Here is an 18,578-nt window from a genome sequence, read left to right on the forward strand (position 1 = left end):
GCGCATTTGAATCTTTTAGAAGGATTATTTGGCTTTAGTTGTCAGTTAGGCCAACCTTGACCCTTTCAAACTGCCACTCTGTTAGCTTGGTTTTTAAGTCAGGAAGAATTCGATCAACATCGCCCCGCAAAATAATCAATGGATTACCACTAAAAGCCGCGTTTGCTAACTGTTGTAGCCTTTCGGGTGTTAGAGCCTGTAATCCTGCATTTAGCTGCTGAACTTCAATTTGAGTTAATCCTGTCGCAACTTGGTGGATATATTGGTTTTCACGTTGAATGCTGTTGTCTTGGCTGAGCAAATCTTCACCGATCAAATAGGTTTTAAGTGCATCGATTTCACCTTGGCTAGCACCTTGCGTCTTAACGAGTGTTAGGTGATCGAGTATGCCCACCACAAACGCGCCCGTATTTTCTATGGCTGTACTGCCATAAAACTTGATACTGCTGGACAGCGGTGCATTGGCGCACTGGCCATAAATGCCATAGGTGAGGCCGCGTTTTTCCCGTAAATCATAGTAGAGTCTGCCCGAAAAACTGCGGCCCATGAGTGCGGATAAACTGCGACAGCTTAAGGCGACTTCCTGTGGGTTCAGTTGCTGCTGAGTTGATGCATCACTTAGGACATGATCTATGGCATAACCTAGGCGGACTTGGGTTTGCACGCTGCCCGGCGCATCAATAAGGTAAATCCGCTTGATTTGCTGAGGCTTTACTGTCTCTGGTTTATCCGCTTTCGGCACTGAATTAGGCAATAATGGCCACAGTTTAAGGCTAGCTTGAAGGTCAAATTTAGCGTTATTTGCCAAAGAGTTGGGTAGAAAAAGATGCCACTGTGCTTGTGTTACCGCCTGCTGTTGGATTTGTTGTAGTTGCCTTAGGCTGAGTGAATCGAACAATGCATTATTATTGATCACTCTATTGTAGGGATGTTCTGGGCCGAGCAGTTTATCGCGCCACACTTTATCTATCTCGGCGCCACTAAAGGCGTTTAAGTGTTTATTGAGCTTGAGTTGACGGCGAATATTGTCGACATCGACGGGGGCGGTTGTCGCATCAACAAAGGCATCTGGCTGCCAAAATTGCAGTAGTAAGCCGTAGATATGGTTAACATCGTCGGGGCAAGTGAGGCTTAAATTAATGCTGTGCAAGCTGACACGCATATTGAAAGTCTCAAGACAGGGATCTGCGCGGCTAATGGCAAGTGCGCGGGCCTTTTCTTGAAAGGTAATCTGTAAAATATCAGGATTATTGAAGGGAACTTGCGGGCTCACTGCCGCTAAACTGACCCTGTTGCTCACACTGCTATTAATTTGAAGTGAGGCAAGGCGATGTAACTGATAGGGTAAATCCAATTCGGTATGGACTTCATCGGTAAAAATTTCATCCGTTACGGGGATAATGACGCTGCTTTTGGGTAAATGATTGTTCAAAGAGCTAGGCAAAGAATGGGCTAAAGAGTTTGGCGTTTCAAAATGGGCCAAACTCGGCGGTTCGCTCGGCGTGAAGACGATTTGCGTCTGCTGGCAGGCGTTTAGTGATAAAGCCACAGCGCAGAACATTAAGCCTTGTAGCTGCTTTGACATTGTCTGAGTCGTCATAATACCGCATCCTCTAAACTGTCACTCATATCGTTAGGCAGCCATTCCAGTAGCGTTTTACCCCAGCGAATATACCAAGGTGGCAGTAGGTCGACTCGGACATAATCTTGGTTGAAATACCGTTTTGCGACGCTTTGGATATCGTCGGCCGTGACTGCGTTGATCCGTTGCCACTGCGCGGTAAAGGGATGGTCTTTATCTTGAGGCGACGTTGCGGAAAGCTTGATGGCTAAGGCCTGTGTGTCATCCAGTTGTTGTAATTGATTGTTTAACCACACTTGTTTAAGTGTGCAAAGACTTGCTTCATCCAGAGCATCTTGCTGCGTTTGTGCCACAAGTCCCAATACTTTTTGCACTAAGGCATCGAGTGAGGTCCGTGCCCGTGGAACCAAGACGATATTCGCTATGCCGTGATTTTCTAACTCAAAGGGCAGGGAGTAGCTGAGCATTTGTTCGGGATTATGCAGACTGAGTTTAGCGAGTGCACTGGCGGTGTTTTGAAATAAATAGCCTTCTAGCAGCCGAATTGCCGCAGCATCGGGGTGATCTTTACCTACGGTATGCCAAGCGAGCAGTAATCCGGGCCAAGGTCCGCGCTCATCAACTAACTCAGCATGTACTTGTTTAGGCTGGATTGTTAACTCAGAAAATTCAGGTTCAGCAATCGTTGGCCTAGACCAAGCCGCAAAATTTTGCTCAATCCATTGTCGGGTTTGTGGGCTTAGTTTGCCGACAAGGGAAAGCTGCATCGCATCGGGACGATAATAAGCACGGTGAAAGGCTGTTAGGTTTTCTGGTGTGGCTTGCAAGATATCTTCGCGACTGCCAATAATACCGTGACCGTAGGGAGTGCCTTTTACTTGCTCGAGTAAAAACGCCATCGCGCTGCGGATATAGGGCTGATTATCTATGGTTTGTGCCATTTCCTGCAGTACGGTTTCCTGCTGATTTTTAACCGTAGTGGCGTTAAGGCTAGGGCGGATAAAGCGATCGGCTTCAAGATATAAGCCCAGTTCTAATGCTTGGTTTGGCAGCGTCACATAGTAGTTGGTGTAGTCAAAATGCGTGCTGGCATTAAAACGTGCACCTAAAGCACTGAACTGCTGAGCATAGGTATCGCCGGGGGCATTTTCACTCCCTTTAAACAACATGTGCTCAAACAGATGGGCGTAACCACTCTGACCTTGGGCTTCGTTGCGGGCGCCTAAATTAAATTGGCTGGCGACTGTGACTGTTTGTTTATCTGCCATGGGCAGTAATCGCACTGTCAGGCCATTTTGTAGCGTATAGGTCTCTATATTCGCTTCGATCGCATATAAGGCTTGTGCATCTTGCTCGGCGCGACATTGGGCCTGTAGCGTATGACTGAAAACACTGGCCGAAAGGGCGATAAAAAAGGTGATTTGAGTTTTCATAAGTGCGTCCTGCCGAGCTTATTTTTTAATTTGTCAAATGTCTTACTCAAGCTGGATACCATTAACGACAGGCAATTGATACATTCGCAGGTATCGATACAGATTGCACCACTGTCGACGACTGCTCGGATTTCATCGAAATCAGTTGAATAGCATTCAGTTTTTGAAAAGAACTGCTATGATGGCACAGTTCTTTTTCTGGCATAAGTACAAGATATGGTAAGCAGATCTCCGTTCGAATCCTTTCAGTGGAAAAGCGATATTTTTAACTGTGAAAGCACTGATATTGATAATTTCTATCTGCTGCTTGAGCAGGAAATGACCCGTTTGGGCATGGTTGAGAAAACATTGGGTGAAGTGGGTAAATACGATGTTAGCTTGTATCAGTCACCGGCCGCTAAGTCAGGCTTACCTTCTTTATTGATCAGCACAGGATTTCATGGCGAAGAATCTGCAGGCCCATGGGGTTTGTTGCATTTTTTGAGTGAAGCTTCAGCAGACCTATTTGAACGGGTGAACTTGAGTTTATTGCCTCTCGTCAATCCTACTGGATTCAGTCGTGGTCATAGATTTAATAAATACGGCGAAAACCCAAATCGTGGTTTTGTATTTGAGAACGGTAAACCTAAAGCGAATGAACATACATCGGTTGAAGGTAAGCTATTGTTAGAGCACGCACAGTTACTGCTTGCTGCGAGTCGAGACGGTATTTTAACTTGCCATGAAGATGTCTTGAGTCGTGAAGCCTATGTGTATTCTTTTGAGCCAAGCCAAGTGCCAGGACGTTTTAGTCTCGATCTACGCGATACTTTAGGTGGTTATTTCCCGATTGCGGTAGACGGTGAGATTGATGGGTGTCCTGTTAAGGATGGTTTGATCTTCAATCATTTTGATACGTCTTTTGAAGCTTGTTTAGTACGAAGTGGTGCTCGTGTCGGTGCTTGTACTGAAACGCCTGCGTTGCAAAACTTCGATCAACGCGTATTAGCAAACAGTGCCGCTATGACTCACTTCTTGGCCCTGTGTGCACCTTTATGTGATTGATATTTTAGTCTATTACGTTAGTGAATAGCCTGACATGACAAAAAAATACCCGCAGATTGCGGGTATTTTTTTAGGTGATATTCGCCAGTGAATTATTGATTAATTCGCATTGGCACACCAGTACGTTCATCGAGTAGCTTCTTGATCACAGAAGAATCAGTGTCAGCTTTAGCGATAAACTTAGCGATCTCTTTTGGCAGTGATATCGCAACGGGCTCATTTGATTCAAACTCCGCCACAGTGCGAGACAATGGTTGATGCACGGCTAAGTAGCGTTTACCGTCTGGCTCTTCGGTTGCTTTAATCGGCTGGTTCACAAATTGTACTCGGGTTCCCACTGGTACAGTCTTGAATAGATGCTCGATATCTTCATGGCGTAAACGCACACAACCTTGACTGACACGCAAACCAATACCGAAACTCGCGTTAGTACCGTGAATCGCATACAAGTTGCCGATATACAGCGCATACAGTCCCATAGGGTTATCTGGACCGGCTGGCCATACCGCAGGCAGGATTTCACCTTTAGCAGCATATTCTTTACGAATGCGCGGTGTGGGTGTCCAAGTTGGATTCGCACGCTTGCGTTGTACAGTGGTCACCCAGTTTTCTGGTGTGTCTTTACCAATTTGGCCAATACCAATAGGCAACACTTCAACAGTCTTTTTGCCTTTTGGATAGTAATATAAACGCATTTCAGCCACGTTGATCACTATGCCTTCACGGGGAGCGTTTGGCAGGATCAATTGCAATGGAATGATCAGTTGGCTACCTGGTTTTGGCAGAAATGGATCCACACCTGGGTTAGCTTCGAGTAGGTTACTGAGACCAAGCTGGTATTTGGCTGCGATATCTTCGAGAGTGTGTTTACCCTCTGGAACCGTATAATACTGGTTCTCGCCAATTAGCCTGCTTTGGGCGGCTGGTAAAGGATATTCCGTTGCTAAAGCGGACAGACTAGGGAAAACCAAAGTCAATAATAAAGCTGTGGTGCGAAGCATACTCATAAGCGGATACTACGATTCCTGTTAATAAAAAAGCGTGTTTAACGCAGCTTTCTCTCTTAAAACGAGAGCGGCAATTTGACGAGCAAAATGCACTGGCGCGCGAAGCTCGCATCCTTCCTTATTTTGGACATTATTTCAACTGAAATATGATCAGTACGGCGTATTTATCGCTTAATTTTTTGTTTTAACGGTTTTCCTTGGCGGCGTCAATTGTCAGTATTTAGTCTTGTCGTTAAAACCTGCTGTACTCAATTGTCTTGTGTATGTCTTCCTGCTTGATGAAAAATATTTGCAGTGTTAACCAATCTAAAACGTGTCTGTTTGAATGGCGAGCATGTATGGCGTTACTGGAACTGAATTGATTTGTTTTGGAAAACAGTGTGTGGTCCTTTTCTCACAAGGCTATTGCTCATCGGATAAAGTGAGTTTAAATCATCTCATTGGCAAATAAATGGAGTTAAAACAATTAGCTTAAGGATAATGTTCAAATATTCACCCTTTACACGACATTATTTTATCTGACACTAAATTGGTCATGATACCGTTAGTTTATACAGGTTTGTGAGCTGAGTTTTGCTTGAATGATTTGAGTTTACGTTCAGTTTGTTATTTTTAACTATTTGATATTTATTTCTTTTAATTCTTATTAAGTCGTGTGGAGATGTTCTGCTATCCTTTAGGTTTTACGTTAGCCTTTATCTAAAGGTTAATAGAAAGTTGTTTTTATGACATTTTTTATGTAGATGATTGAAATTTAATATTTAACGCTCCAATAATTCGATATTTTTGTGCTAATATAAAATCATAAAATTGTGAGTTGAGTCATTTTTAACCTCGGTGATTTGTCTATCGTTTAACTAAACAACCTGTATTAAGGAGGCGTTTGTGGATGCAGATTCCATCAATAGTTTTTTTCTGATTGGCGCCTTGCTTACAGCAGTGAGTGTTTTACTGAGTCCTATGTCTTCCCGTTTGGGCATCCCTATTTTATTGATTTTCCTCGCTGTGGGTATTTTGGCTGGCGAAGATGGACTTGGTGGAATCCAGTTTGATGATTATTCAACTTCCTATTTAGTCAGTAACTTAGCCTTAGCGATTATTTTACTCGATGGCGGTATGCGCACCCGCGTTGCTAGTTTTAGGGTGGCGCTATGGCCTGCATTATCGTTGGCGACCTTTGGCGTTGCCATTACGACCAGTATCACCGGCATGATGGCCGCATGGTTGTTCGACTTGCATTGGTTGCAAGGTTTGCTGGTGGGCGCGATTGTGGGCTCGACCGATGCCGCTGCGGTATTTTCCCTGCTTAAAGGGCGTAGCCTTAACGAGCGGGTTGGTGCGACCTTAGAAATTGAGTCCGGCAGTAACGATCCCATGGCGGTATTCTTAACCGTAACCTTGATTGCCATTCTTGCCAATGTCGACAGTGAGTTGTCCTTCAGCTTTATGCTTATTAGCTTTATTAAGCAATTTGGTCTGGGGATCTGTTTAGGTTTAGGCGGCGGCTGGATGCTGTGGAAGCTCGTCAATTTAAGCAAGTTAGCTGATGGTCTGTACTCTATTTTAGTTTTAAGCGGTGGTCTGATTATTTATGCTGCGTCCAACAAACTGGGTGGTAGTGGTATTCTGTCGATTTACTTAGTGGGTCTGTTCCTCGGCAATAAGCCAACCCGTGGCCGTCATGCGATTTTGAACGTACTGGATGGTATGACTTGGGTCAGTCAAATCGGCATGTTCCTCGTATTAGGGTTATTGCTTACCCCTTCAGATTTAGTCGATATCATGATCCCAGGTTTTGCTCTGGCATTCGGAATGATTTTATTTGCTCGCCCTGTCGCCGTATGGATCAGTCTATTGCCATTTAAGAGCTTTAGCAGTCGCGACCGCTGGTTTATTTCTTGGGTGGGGTTACGCGGCGCTGTGCCTATCATCTTAGCAGTATTCCCTATGATGGCGGGCTTACCGGGTGCTCAGTTGTACTTCAACTTAGCCTTCTTCGTTGTATTAGTGTCGTTGCTGGTTCAAGGTGCATCTTTGACCACAGCAGCGCGTTTAGCTAAGGTGGAACTGCCCCCAAAGCCGTTACCCGTTTCGCGCTCGGGAGTTGAAATTTACCCGAGCAGCGAATGGGAAGTGTTTGTCTATCGTTTGAGTGAAAGTAAGTGGTGTATTGGTGAGCCGCTAAAGCGCTTAGCTATGCCAGATGGGACACGGATTGCGGCGGTATTTAGGGATGACACTTTACTGCATCCATCGGGTAGCACTCGCCTCGAAGCGGGCGATATACTCTGTGTGCTGGGTCAGGAGAAAAGTTTAGAAGCCTTGAGTAACCTCTTTAGCCAAGCGCCAGAAAATAAAGAAGTACAACGATTCTTCGGTGATTTCTTTATTGAAACAGACGTTAAGCTTGCGGATCTCGCGCCTATTTATGGTTTGAGTTTAGATAATCTCGCTGATGATATGACAGTCGCAGACCTTGTGGTATCTCAGCTTGGCGCCAATCCTGTACTTGGGGATCAATTCCACTGGCAGTCTTTGCATTGGGTGGTGGCGGGGTTATATGAAGGCAAAGTCACTAACGTAGGTATTCGTTTACCGACTGAGAATGCGCTCTAATCTTATGTGCTAGATGGCCCTTACTATCGAAAGTTACTATAAAAATGCCAGCTTATTTGCTGGCATTTTTGTATTCAAAAACTGGATGAGTTACTGATATAAAGATTTGTCTGTTGGGTCGGGACGGGTTTTAAAGCGGCGATGCAACCACATATATTGGGCGCGGTTTTTATCTATGATGGATTCGATAATCTTGTTACCGCGAATGGCATCGGCTAATTCATCTTCGCCGGGGAAATTATCCAGCGGTGGCATCACTTCAATTCGATAGCCTTTATCATCTGTAGTACGTTCCACAAAAAAAGGTAGGACTTTGGCTTTGCCGAGTTTAGCTAACGTGGTGGCACCGGTAATCGTTGCCGCATCTGGCATGGCATAAAATGGGATAAATACCGCACTGGAACGGCCAAAGTCTTGATCGGCCGTGTACCAAATCACATCGGGATTGCGTAGGCAGCGTATCATTTGGCGCAAGTCGCGTTTAGAAACAAGACCTTTATTCGAGCGTAAACGGCCTTTGACCTGCAGGTATTCCATCACAGGATTATTGTGTGGGCGATAAACCCCCACGCCGGGTTGGAATTGGCCGAAGATACGTGCGCCCATTTCCAGCGGTAAACAATGCACGGCAAAGAGGATAACTCCGTGGCCAGCATTTAACGTGTCTTGTACGTGTTCTTCGCCTTTGATACTCATGTGCTGCTGCACTTTTTCATCGGGCCACCACCATGCATTGATGGTATCGAAAATGGCTTTGCCCGTTTCTTCAAAGTTACGCGTGAGTAAATCTTCTCGCTGTGCTTCCGTCATTTCAGGGAAACAGAGGGTCAAGTTACGGCGCGCTGTGTGGGTGCGGCCAGCTGCGAATTTCATCACTAAGCGACCCAATCCCTTACCCAGCGTCATCTGCCAAGGAAGCGGTAGAAGTTGAGTTAAACGCATCAAAAATACGCCAAACCACATGGGCCAATGCTTAGGATGATATAAAGAAGATGAAAACTCGGCTTTCTCGACCACAAAAATACTCACTACTTTTGAAAATTACTGCTCATTCTAACTCAATTTTTGCTGAAAATTAGGTACAATCACGGTTTAATTTCTGCATAAAGATAAGAGCACTATGAAGGTTTCTCTGCCAGCATTTGAAAAAGCCAGAGTGTTAGTCGTCGGCGATGTGATGTTAGACCGCTATTGGGTTGGCCCTACGGGACGTATCTCCCCTGAAGCCCCCGTACCTGTGGTGAAGATTAATCAAGTCGAAGACAGACCCGGCGGCGCGGCCAACGTGGCGCTCAATATCGCGACCTTAGGAGGGCAAGTCCAACTTGCCGGGCTCGTCGGCCAAGATGATACTGCCCATGCCCTAACGCTCGGTGTGCAAACTTTAGGGGTTGAACCCCAATGGTTAAGTATTGCTGATAAACCAACCATCACTAAGTTGCGGGTGTTATCACGAAATCAGCAGCTTATCCGCCTCGATTTCGAAGAAGCCTTCGACAAGGCCGATAGCGTGCGTTTATTGAAACAATCCGAGGCCTTACTCGATTCTGTCGATGTTGTGGTGTTGTCCGACTATGCAAAGGGCGCTATCGATCAGCCGCGAGATTTTATTGCATTAGCGCGTTCGAAAGGTGTGATGGTATTAGTCGATCCTAAGGGCAGTGACTTTGGTCGTTATCATGGCGCGTCGCTAATTACCCCAAATATGAGCGAGTTTGAAGCAGTTGTTGGCACTGTGACCTCTGAAGCCGACCTGCTGGAAAAAGCCCGTGGCTTACTCAAGCAACATCATTTTGATGCCATTTTAGTCACCCGCTCTGAAAAGGGCATGACCTTAGTGACCGCTAATGCGCCTGAGTTGCACATTCCTACCGTTGCCCGTGAAGTCTATGATGTGACGGGTGCTGGCGATACTGTGATTTCAGCCTTAGCAACCTCATTAGCCGCGGGCGCCGATTTACCGCAGGCTTGCGCAATTGCGAACACCGCCGCTGGCGTTGTGGTAGGTAAACTTGGCACTTCTACCGTGAGCCGCATTGAGCTTATTGAAGCCCTAGCTTTGCACCATGGAGAATCGGGTTTTGGGGTGGTGAGTGAAGATCAACTGGCCTACGCCTTAGAGCAAGCCAAACTACGCGGTGAACGTGTGGTGATGACTAATGGTTGCTTTGATATTTTACATGCGGGCCACGTGAGCTATCTTAAACAGGCGAAAGCTTTGGGCGATCGTTTGATCGTCGCGGTAAATGATGATGCCTCGGTTAAACGCCTCAAGGGTGAAGGCCGTCCAGTTAATCAGGTTGATCGTCGTATGGCTGTGCTCGCTGGCTTAGCTTCTGTCGATTGGGTTGTGCCTTTTAGTGAAGATACGCCGCAGCGCATCATTACTCGATTGCTGCCAAATCTACTGGTTAAAGGCGGCGACTATAAGCTTGAAGATATCGCGGGTGGCGCTGAAGTGATTGCCGCAGGTGGCCAAGTGCAAGTGCTGGGCTTTGAGGATGGCATATCAACGACAGCGATTATACAAAATATCATGGCGAATCAGTGAGCTTAGTCGCTCTGGCATTCGCATCTAGCCTGACTTGGACGCCCATTGCCGATAAGCAGGCTTTGATTTGCCCTTTACCAGAGCTTGGCACTTGCTTGGCATTATTGCCAGAGCAAGTGTTGGCGCAGCTTCCTGCAACACTCGAACAATTTAGGCTTGATTTAGGCCGCAGAAGTGCCATGGTCATACCCGTCGATGACAATAAGATTGCGGGCCTAGTCTTAGTGAATGAGCAGCGGACACCGCAAGTACAGTTAGCCAGTGTCGATATGGTGACCTACCAATTACCTTTGCTTGAACAGCCGCAATTAACCCTATGGCATGAGCTCGGTCATTTGGAGAACCTTGCTCTGCAAGGCTCTGTGTTACCGACTCACTTGAGTGCATATCAACATGAATGGCTAGCTGACATTTATTTGGTTTGGCGTATCGCACGGGAGAAAAATGATTTTGCCTTGGCGTGGCAGCAATACCACAGACGCAATCTTGATGCATTAACAAGCCCGCAATACTTGTCGCATTGGAGTTCGCCAATGTTGATACAAGTGTTGCATCGATACGATGTTGCTCAAGTGGCTAAATTTGCCGAATATCGGGACTTTTTAACGAATTTTTACCCTAAAGCCGAGCAATTAGAGCCGAGATTATTAGGTGAGTATTCGAGCTTAATGCAACGCACTTTTGGCGCGAGTGTATTGCAACCCCTTCCTGAATATCTATTTTGGCGAAAAGCTGATCTTGGACACTATCTCCAACCGACGTTCGTTTTACTCATGGGCGAAGAAAAAGCACATAACTGGTTGGTACAAAATTCAATGTTATGAATGTGTTAATTAAATCGGTGGTGAAGCCTGTTTTAAACTGAACCCTAGCTGAACAAAAGTGAAATACGCTGGTTACGGCCCAGTGAACAGCAGTAATCCCTGAGCGGCTTTGGTAAGCTTTCCCCCTAAAAATAAGAGGGGAGACATTACTATGGCTAAGCGCTCGCGAGTACAAACTGAGCAAACCATAAATCAAATTATGGATGAAGCGTTAAGACAAATTTTGACTATCGGCTTTGAGACTATGTCTTATACTACGTTATCTGAAGCAACGGGTATTAGTCGCACAGGTATTAGTCACCATTTTCCACGCAAAAGCGATTTTCTTGTTCGTTTAGATAGTCGTATCGGCAATCTATTTGTTGCTGCGCTGGATTTTTCTAGCCAAGAGGCATTGGAAACATCCTGGATGCAGGCAATGCAGGAAGAGCATTACCGCGCAGTATTAAGACTGTTCTTTAGTCTTTGTGGTGGTGCGAATAATGAAATTACCCTCTTTAGAGCGGTGAGTACAGCGCGTCAGCAAGCGATTGCTGAGTTAGGCTTAGCGGGCGATCGCACGATCAACCACCTATTAGGCCGTACAGCTGTGATGTTGCTATCCAATTTTGATTTGGCAAAAGCAGCATAATAGACTGACCAATGAATATAAAAATGGAGCCAGATGGCTCCTTTTTTGTGGGTAAAAATCGTGATTTGTACTGAGGTAAGTCATACCCCAATAGTGTAGGATGACCACTCAATAATGATTTAAGTTAGTGATATTGCCTTGTACTCTTGATTTGACAGGATAAAACATATGGATATGACCCCCATCTCTAATGAGGCAGATATGCCTAAACGCACCATTAAGCTTGATAACACTGAGCTTATCAAAACCAGTTTTTGGGTGAGTCAGATTTTTATAATCATTGCGACTGTTGTTGGCGTGTATTTAGCCGCGCAAGAAGGGTTGTCACAGGCAATTAAATTTGATGCCCTGAGCAATATGCAGAATAACTATCATCTGCGTCATGCCCTATATGACGAAGTGAGTGACAATGTTGAAATCTTGAGTCATTACGCTGACACAGTTGAGACTGTGAGTAGTAATAGTTTAGTGAAAATGCATCCGCAGATGGGATTATTTGTCTGGGATAACATGCGCTATTCTGCCAATGCGCTAGAAACACCGAGTGATATTTTGTCTGATATTCGTCGTTTGTATTTAGAGTCTGAGAAGATCATTAGTAATATTGAAACCCGTCACTATAGCGTTTCTTACGGTAAGGATCAGTTGCAAAATGTATTGAGTAAAATCAAAGAAGATACTTTGCCAAAACTCAAAACGAATTATGAAACCCTGTCAAAAGAGCTTAAAGATAACGATATTGCCGTCGACTAACGTATCTTGGCTTAGCTCCCCCCAAACATCAGGGGTCATTCTTATCCCTGATGTTTGAATCCATTGATGAATTCAGTGTTGCTGACAACACTTCTGCATGATCTGCTTTAGTCCCCATTATTTTATGGCACTTAAGCTAATGATGAATCTAGTCAGATTTTCTCCGTCGGTATTTATCATCAAAACCTTGTTGAGTTAGCTTAATTCCTGTCGATAGGCTTGAGTTAATTTTTGCTGTTGTAGATAGATGCGAATCGCCAAGAAGGTTAATGCGGCAGCAATCACGGCGCTGATTGCGTGGTGGAAGACTAAGTGACTTATCAGGAATGTGGGCAAGTCTTCAAAGCTGTCGATAAGGAAAAGCTTAGTGATTAAGCCGATATAGACGAGAAGATGCAGAGCCGCGCCAGTGATAAAGAGTCGTTTAAATTTATCAATCAGTTTGATATCTAACTTGATATTAAACCATCGACAAAATAGGTACCCACTCAGGCCGATGATAATCGATATCCAGCCAAGCCCGAGTAATGAGGTTTTGATTAATACGGCAGATAGGATAAACAGCCCAAGCAACATTTCTTATTTCCTTAAACCAGCTTTAGATTTAACTTACTGTTTTAGCTTACATTAAACGTATCAGCATTTGGGGCAGATAAGCCTCGCATCATATTGGCGCAGAGACTAGCTTAATAGGCTTAAAAAAATGTGAAAAGAAAGGGAGCCATTGGCTCCCTTCATTTCTTTAGAATAGTGTTTATCGCCTAAACGATTTTTACTCTGTTGATATTAAATCAAGCTCAAAGTGCCTTTAAAATGGCTTCAACACTGGCCTTAGCATCCCCAAACAACATTTGGGTATTTTCTTTGAAGAACAGTGGGTTTTGCACGCCGGCATAACCTGTGTTCATCGAACGTTTAAAGCCGATCACGTTTTGCGCTTTCCATACTTCCAGCACTGGCATACCTGCGATTGGACTGCCTGGATCTTCCATTGCCGCGGGGTTAACCGTGTCGTTGGCGCCGATAACGAGCACAACATCTGTGTCTTTAAAGTCTTCGTTGATTTCGTCCATTTCGAGCACGATATCGTAGGGGACTTTCGCTTCAGCGAGCAGTACGTTCATATGGCCTGGTAATCGACCTGCAACTGGATGGATACCAAAACGCACTTTCACGCCGCGATCACGTAGTTTTTGAGTGATTTCCGCAACAGGATATTGCGCCTGCGCCACTGCCATACCGTAACCCGGAGTGATGATGACTGAAGTGGCATTTTTCAGCATATCCGCCACATCTTCGGCGTTGGTTTCACGGTATTCACCCATTTCTTCATCGGCAGTCGAGGCCACACCATCTGTACCAAAACCACCTGCGATAACTGAAATAAACGAGCGATTCATGGCCTTACACATGATGTAAGACAGAATAGCACCCGATGAACCCACTAACGCGCCGACCACAATCAAGAGGTCGTTCGACAACATAAAGCCTGCCGCTGCCGCTGCCCAACCTGAGTAGGAGTTCAGCATAGACACAACCACTGGCATATCCGCGCCGCCAATGGATGCCACTAAATGCCAGCCAAAGGCGAAGGCAATCAAGGTCATCAACAGCAGTGCTGGCATAGTGCCGCCTGTCTGTACGAAGTATACCAACAGGGCGAAAGACACTAGCACTGCGACTAGGTTCAGCTTGTGGCGATGTGGCAGCATCAGAGGTTTAGATGAAATCAGTCCGCGTAACTTACAAAAGGCAACGATAGAACCCGTAAAGGTCACCGCACCAATGAAGATCCCGAGGAAGACTTCGACCAAGTGAATGTTAAGCATAGCGCCAGTGAGGTGCTCTTTGCTGGCGGTCTTCACCGCTTCACTTAGCGCATCTTGTACTGCGGCGAGGGTCGTATTGATATCACCACCGACAGCCACCACGACTTGTGAGACTTCCTGTGGGTGTAAGTCGATAAAACTGTTGAAACCCACTAATACCGCGGCCATACCCACAAAGCTGTGCAATATAGCAACCAGTTCAGGCATTTCAGTCATTTCGACTTTTAGTGCTAAACGGATACCAATCGCGCCGCCAATCACCATAGCGATTAAGATCCACGCAATTCCGTTAGTATCGGGGTTGAAAATGGTAGCCAGTAGGGCGATTGCCATACCTAAGATACCGAATAAATTGCCGTGTTTTGCCGTCTCTTGCTTCGACAGTCCCGCGAGACTGAAGATGAAGAGAATGGCGGCAATAATGTAAGCTGCTGTTACCAGTCCTTGAGACACGTTAAACCCCCTTAATCCTTACGGAACATCTTCAGCATGCGCTGAGTGACGGTAAAGCCACCGAAGATGTTAATACTGGCGATCAGCACGGCGATAAACGCCAGTACAGTGACCAAAGTTGAACCCTGACCGATTTGCAGTAGGGCGCCGACCACGATAATGCCCGAAATCGCGTTAGTGACTGACATTAGAGGCGTATGCAGTGAGTGGGATACGTTCCATACCACGTAATAGCCAACAACGCAGGACAGCAAGAATACTGTGAAATGCGACAGGAACTCTGGTGGTGCTACCGATGCCACGGCAGCAAATCCTGCAACGCCTAAGGCGGCGAGCACGTATTTGAGCTTAGATGGTGCCTTCGGAGTGGTATTTTTCGGCTCGATTTTCGCCGCTGGTTTTGCTGGCGCCGCAGAAACAGAAATCGGTGGTGGCGGGAAGGTCACTTCACCTTCTTTAATCACTGTCATATTGCGCATGACTACATCATCAAAGTTGATGCTGGCTGTGCCGTCCTTTTCTTTACACATTAACTTCATCAGGTTGACTAAGTTAGTGCCGTAAAGCTGTGAGGATTGCGCCGGTAGACGACCGGGAAGGTCGGTATAACCAATCACTTTTACGCCGTTAGGAGTAACAAACAGCTCACCCGATTGCGTGTATTCGCAGTTACCACCCGTCGCAGCGGCTAAATCGACGATCACTGAGCCGCTCTTCATGCTATCAACCATGGCTTTGGTGATGAGCTTAGGCGCTGGACGACCAGGGATTAGCGCTGTGGTGATGATGATATCGACTTCTTTGGCTTGTTCGGCAAACAGTGCCATTTCGGCGGCAATAAATTCATCCGACATGGTTTTAGCATAACCGTCCGATGAACCACCTTCCTCGTTACCAAAATCCAGTTTAAGGAATTGGCCGCCCATAGATTCGATTTGCTCGGCCACTTCTAAGCGGGTATCGAAGGCGCGCACTATGGCGCCAAGCGATCCTGCTGTACCAATGGCGGCAAGGCCAGCTACACCAGCACCAATGACTAACACTTTGGCGGGCGGTACTTTACCAGCAGCGGTAATTTGGCCTGTGAAGAAACGGCCAAATTGATGTGCGGCTTCAACAACGGCGCGATATCCACCAATGTTTGCCATAGAGGAGAGGGCATCAAGTGACTGGGCACGGGAGATGCGTGGCACCATGTCCATTGCCATCACGTTGATCTTACGTTTAGCTAACTTCGCAACCAGCTCAGGGTTTTGTGCGGGCCAAATAAAGCTGACGATAGTCGCCCCGTCTTTGATTTGTTCAATTTCGGCGTCGCTTGGCGCATTGACCTTAAAGATCAGATCGGCTTGCCAAACGTTTGTTGTCACCTTCGCGCCCGCAGCTTCAAAAGCTGCATCATCGAAACTTGACAGTTGACCCGCATTGGCCTCAATAACAACTTCAAAGCCGAGTTTTTTAAGCTGCTCAACGGTGGCTGGGGTCGCGGCGACCCTAGTTTCACCGGCGAGACTTTCTCTCGGTATTCCAATCTGCATGACTACTCCCTGATGGTTTATATAATCGTTCCGCCTGCTGTTCTTCCTTCATCGTACTCAACTGCAAAATCTGTCGTCACCAGCGTTTATTCGGCGGGTGATTCGAGTCAGTTAGGGCATTCAATCTAGGATGGACACTTTTTGTTTTTAAAACAAACTATTCTGTGGGCAACAGAAATTATTGTTCGACAGGCTCATGACCATTGTGGCAATACTTTAGCTTGGCACAAGTGCATATTTCTCAAGCAGGCCGTTTCTGCACTGGTCGGATCAAAAACTTTTAACCAGTGCACACTTTTGTAGCTTAAATTTTGCACTTTGTATATTCCAAAATGGAATTAAAAATCCTATTTTATTCTTTTTTGCTTTTCTTAAACCGCGATAAGCTTGTGGACATTACACTGTCATAGGGCCGTCTCATGTTGTTAAAAGAACTTTCATCGCTGGCTTCGCCATTGTCTCAAGGACAAGTCGAGAAGCTAAAACAACTCACTTCTGAGTTAAGTGCTGTGCAATTGGCCTGGGTGAGTGGCTATCTTGCTGCTACAGCTAATGCGGGCCAATTAGCGCCCGTCGCGCAGGCGCAAACGGCTCAAACTGTGACTATCCTCTATGGCAGCCAAACTGGTAATGGCCGTGGTGTCGCCAAAGCGCTCGCCGATAAGGCGCAAGCGCAAGGTTATGCGGTCAATCTGGCTTCAATGGGCGAATACAATGTTCGCCAATTAAAGCAAGAAGCTGTGCTTTTATTGGTGGTCAGCACCCATGGTGAAGGTGAAGCGCCGGATGATGCGATTGAATTACACAAGTTTTTAGCATCGAAACGTGCCCCTAAGTTAGACAATCTACATTACTCTGTGCTTGCGCTGGGGGATTCTAGCTATGAATTTTTCTGCCAAACCGGTAAAGACTTCGATGCCCGCCTAGCAGCACTCGGTGCTAAATCACTGTTACCTTTAATTGAATGTGATGTGGATTATGAAGCTGCCGCTGGCCAGTGGCACGCCGATGTATTAGAGGCCGTTAAGCCGCTAATCGAAACCTCGTCCGCCAGTGTGGTATCCATCGGCACCGCTAAAGCGATTGGCGAAAGTGAATTTACTAAGCAAAACCCCTATAGCGCCGAAGTGCTTGTGAGCCAAAAAATTACCGGCCGTGGATCAGACCGAGATGTGCGCCATGTTGAAATCGACCTTGGCGACTCAGGCTTAACCTATCAAGCGGGTGATGCCCTTGGTGTGTGGTTTAGTAATAACGAAGTCTTAGTCGATGAAGTCTTAGCGGGTTTGTCATTAGCCGCCGATGAGTTAGTCACCCTTGGTACTGAATCCTTGTCCCTTAAGCAGGCTTTGGTTGATAAGAAAGAATTGACTCAGTTATACCCTGGATTAGTCAAAGCATGGGCCGAATTGAGCGGCAGCGCAGAACTGCTGGCATTGAGCGAAGATAAAGAACAAGTGCGCCACTTTATCCTTAAGCATCAATTTGCCGATTTAGTCACTCAGTATCCGTTATCAAATAACTCAGTAACCTTAAATGCAGCAAAACTGCTTGAGCTACTGCGTCCATTAACGCCAAGACTTTACTCTATCGCCTCAAGTCAAAGCGAAGTCGAAACAGAAGTCCACTTAACTGTGGCCTTAGTGGCAGATGAGCGCCACGGCTCAGCACGTTTTGGCGGCGCGTCACACTTCTTAGCGTCTGCGCAGGAAGGCACGCAAGTTAAGGTTTATGTTGAGTCGAACAAGCATTTCCGTTTACCCGAAAATCCAGAAACACCGGTGATCATGGTGGGCCCTGGTACAGGTGTTGCGCCGTTCCGTGCCTTTATGCAGGAGCGCGTAGCCCAAGGTATTCAAGGCGATAGCTGGTTATTCTTCGGCAATCCACACTTTGAGCAGGATTTCTTGTATCAAACTGAGTGGCAACAGTATTTGAAAAATGGCGATCTCAGCCGTATCGACGTGGCGTTCTCACGCGATCAAGCCCATAAGATTTATGTGCAGCACCGCATTAAAGAGCAAGGCCAAGCCCTGTGGCAATGGTTGCAAAATGGCGCGCATCTTTATATTTGTGGTGATGCTGAACGTATGGCCAAAGATGTTCACCAAGCCTTGATTGAGGTGGCAGTCGAAGTCGGTGGTTTGAATACCGAAGCTGCCGAAGCCTATTTTGAAACCCTGCGCAGCGATAAACGTTACCAAAAAGACGTGTATTAATCTCAACCGTTGCACAGATAAGAAACGCATAAGAATAGCCAAAGCTGCACACGTGATGACCTGTGCAGCCAGCTAACCCAATTTTAAGAGGCAGTTGC

Annotated in this window: 14 protein-coding genes; 7 read left to right on the plus strand and 7 right to left on the minus strand. The window is 46.2% G+C overall.

Features of this window, described 5'->3' with window-relative positions; translation table 11 throughout:
- Positions 1–34 precede the first annotated feature (34 nt).
- Together L5M11_RS12615 and L5M11_RS12620 are read right to left on the minus strand one after the other, a co-directional pair.
- Positions 35–1,600 carry a M16 family metallopeptidase gene (locus tag L5M11_RS12615; protein ID WP_263192279.1) on the minus strand — a complete coding sequence of 522 codons (1,566 nt, stop codon included), beginning with the start codon at positions 1,598–1,600 and terminating at the stop codon, positions 35–37.
- On the minus strand, positions 1,597–3,015 hold the full coding sequence (locus L5M11_RS12620) for a M16 family metallopeptidase (RefSeq protein ID WP_263192282.1): 1,419 nt from the start codon (positions 3,013–3,015) through the stop codon (positions 1,597–1,599). The genes L5M11_RS12615 and L5M11_RS12620 overlap by 4 nt, the downstream gene beginning before the upstream one ends.
- A 216-nt stretch (positions 3,016–3,231) precedes the next feature.
- Here L5M11_RS12620 and L5M11_RS12625 point away from each other — a divergent pair, with 216 nt between their 5' ends.
- Positions 3,232–4,059: a M14 family metallocarboxypeptidase gene (locus L5M11_RS12625; protein ID WP_105251567.1), complete on the plus strand. Its 828-nt coding sequence runs from the start codon at positions 3,232–3,234 to the stop codon at positions 4,057–4,059.
- A 92-nt stretch (positions 4,060–4,151) separates the two neighbouring features.
- On the opposite strand, the gene L5M11_RS12630 is transcribed toward L5M11_RS12625, so the two are convergent.
- Positions 4,152–5,066, minus strand: coding sequence for a L,D-transpeptidase family protein (locus tag L5M11_RS12630; protein ID WP_105251568.1), 915 nt, complete (start codon positions 5,064–5,066; stop codon positions 4,152–4,154).
- A gap of 885 nt (positions 5,067–5,951) precedes the next feature.
- Here L5M11_RS12630 and L5M11_RS12635 point away from each other — a divergent pair.
- Positions 5,952–7,682: a potassium/proton antiporter gene (locus L5M11_RS12635; protein WP_105251569.1), complete on the plus strand. Its 1,731-nt coding sequence runs from the start codon at positions 5,952–5,954 to the stop codon at positions 7,680–7,682.
- A gap of 90 nt (positions 7,683–7,772) precedes the next feature.
- Here the strand turns inward: L5M11_RS12635 and L5M11_RS12640 are convergent, their stop codons facing one another.
- A complete protein-coding gene (locus L5M11_RS12640) occupies positions 7,773–8,699 on the minus strand; it encodes an LpxL/LpxP family Kdo(2)-lipid IV(A) lauroyl/palmitoleoyl acyltransferase (protein ID WP_168822581.1) in 927 nt (308 codons plus the stop codon).
- 103 nt (positions 8,700–8,802) lie between these two features.
- Here L5M11_RS12640 and hldE point away from each other — a divergent pair, with 103 nt between their 5' ends.
- The 4 genes from hldE to L5M11_RS12660 all read left to right on the plus strand — a co-directional run bounded on the left by hldE (position 8,803) and on the right by L5M11_RS12660 (position 12,441).
- Positions 8,803–10,233 (plus strand): bifunctional D-glycero-beta-D-manno-heptose-7-phosphate kinase/D-glycero-beta-D-manno-heptose 1-phosphate adenylyltransferase HldE, encoded by a 1,431-nt coding sequence (hldE, locus tag L5M11_RS12645; RefSeq protein ID WP_028761811.1) that lies wholly within the window; start codon positions 8,803–8,805, stop codon positions 10,231–10,233.
- Positions 10,230–11,057 carry a hypothetical protein gene (locus tag L5M11_RS12650; RefSeq protein ID WP_168822583.1) on the plus strand — a complete coding sequence of 276 codons (828 nt, stop codon included), beginning with the start codon at positions 10,230–10,232 and terminating at the stop codon, positions 11,055–11,057. Before hldE ends, L5M11_RS12650 begins: the two co-directional genes overlap by 4 nt.
- Before the next feature lie 151 nt (positions 11,058–11,208).
- Entirely contained in the window at positions 11,209–11,688 is a 480-nt protein-coding gene (locus L5M11_RS12655; RefSeq protein WP_263175820.1) for a TetR family transcriptional regulator, read from the plus strand.
- Between the two features lie 168 nt (positions 11,689–11,856).
- Positions 11,857–12,441, plus strand: a complete 585-nt coding sequence (locus L5M11_RS12660; protein WP_131524277.1) for a hypothetical protein — start codon at positions 11,857–11,859, stop codon at positions 12,439–12,441.
- A gap of 195 nt (positions 12,442–12,636) precedes the next feature.
- Here L5M11_RS12660 and L5M11_RS12665 read toward each other — a convergent pair whose 3' ends face one another.
- The 3 genes from L5M11_RS12665 to L5M11_RS12675 all read right to left on the minus strand — a co-directional run bounded on the left by L5M11_RS12665 (position 12,637) and on the right by L5M11_RS12675 (position 16,261).
- Positions 12,637–13,017, minus strand: coding sequence for a hypothetical protein (locus L5M11_RS12665; protein WP_173496775.1), 381 nt, complete (start codon positions 13,015–13,017; stop codon positions 12,637–12,639).
- 221 nt (positions 13,018–13,238) lie between these two features.
- Complete coding sequence (gene pntB / locus L5M11_RS12670; RefSeq protein WP_105251576.1) at positions 13,239–14,723, minus strand: Re/Si-specific NAD(P)(+) transhydrogenase subunit beta; 1,485 nt, start codon at positions 14,721–14,723, stop codon at positions 13,239–13,241.
- Between the two features lie 11 nt (positions 14,724–14,734).
- On the minus strand, positions 14,735–16,261 hold the full coding sequence (locus L5M11_RS12675) for a Re/Si-specific NAD(P)(+) transhydrogenase subunit alpha (RefSeq protein WP_263192284.1): 1,527 nt from the start codon (positions 16,259–16,261) through the stop codon (positions 14,735–14,737).
- Between the two features lie 419 nt (positions 16,262–16,680).
- Here L5M11_RS12675 and L5M11_RS12680 point away from each other — a divergent pair, with 419 nt between their 5' ends.
- Positions 16,681–18,480, plus strand: coding sequence for an assimilatory sulfite reductase (NADPH) flavoprotein subunit (locus tag L5M11_RS12680; protein WP_263192285.1), 1,800 nt, complete (start codon positions 16,681–16,683; stop codon positions 18,478–18,480).
- Positions 18,481–18,578 lie beyond the last annotated feature (98 nt).

Source organism: Shewanella sp. SM87, from assembly GCF_025653705.1.
GTDB lineage: Bacteria > Pseudomonadota > Gammaproteobacteria > Enterobacterales > Shewanellaceae > Shewanella > Shewanella oncorhynchi.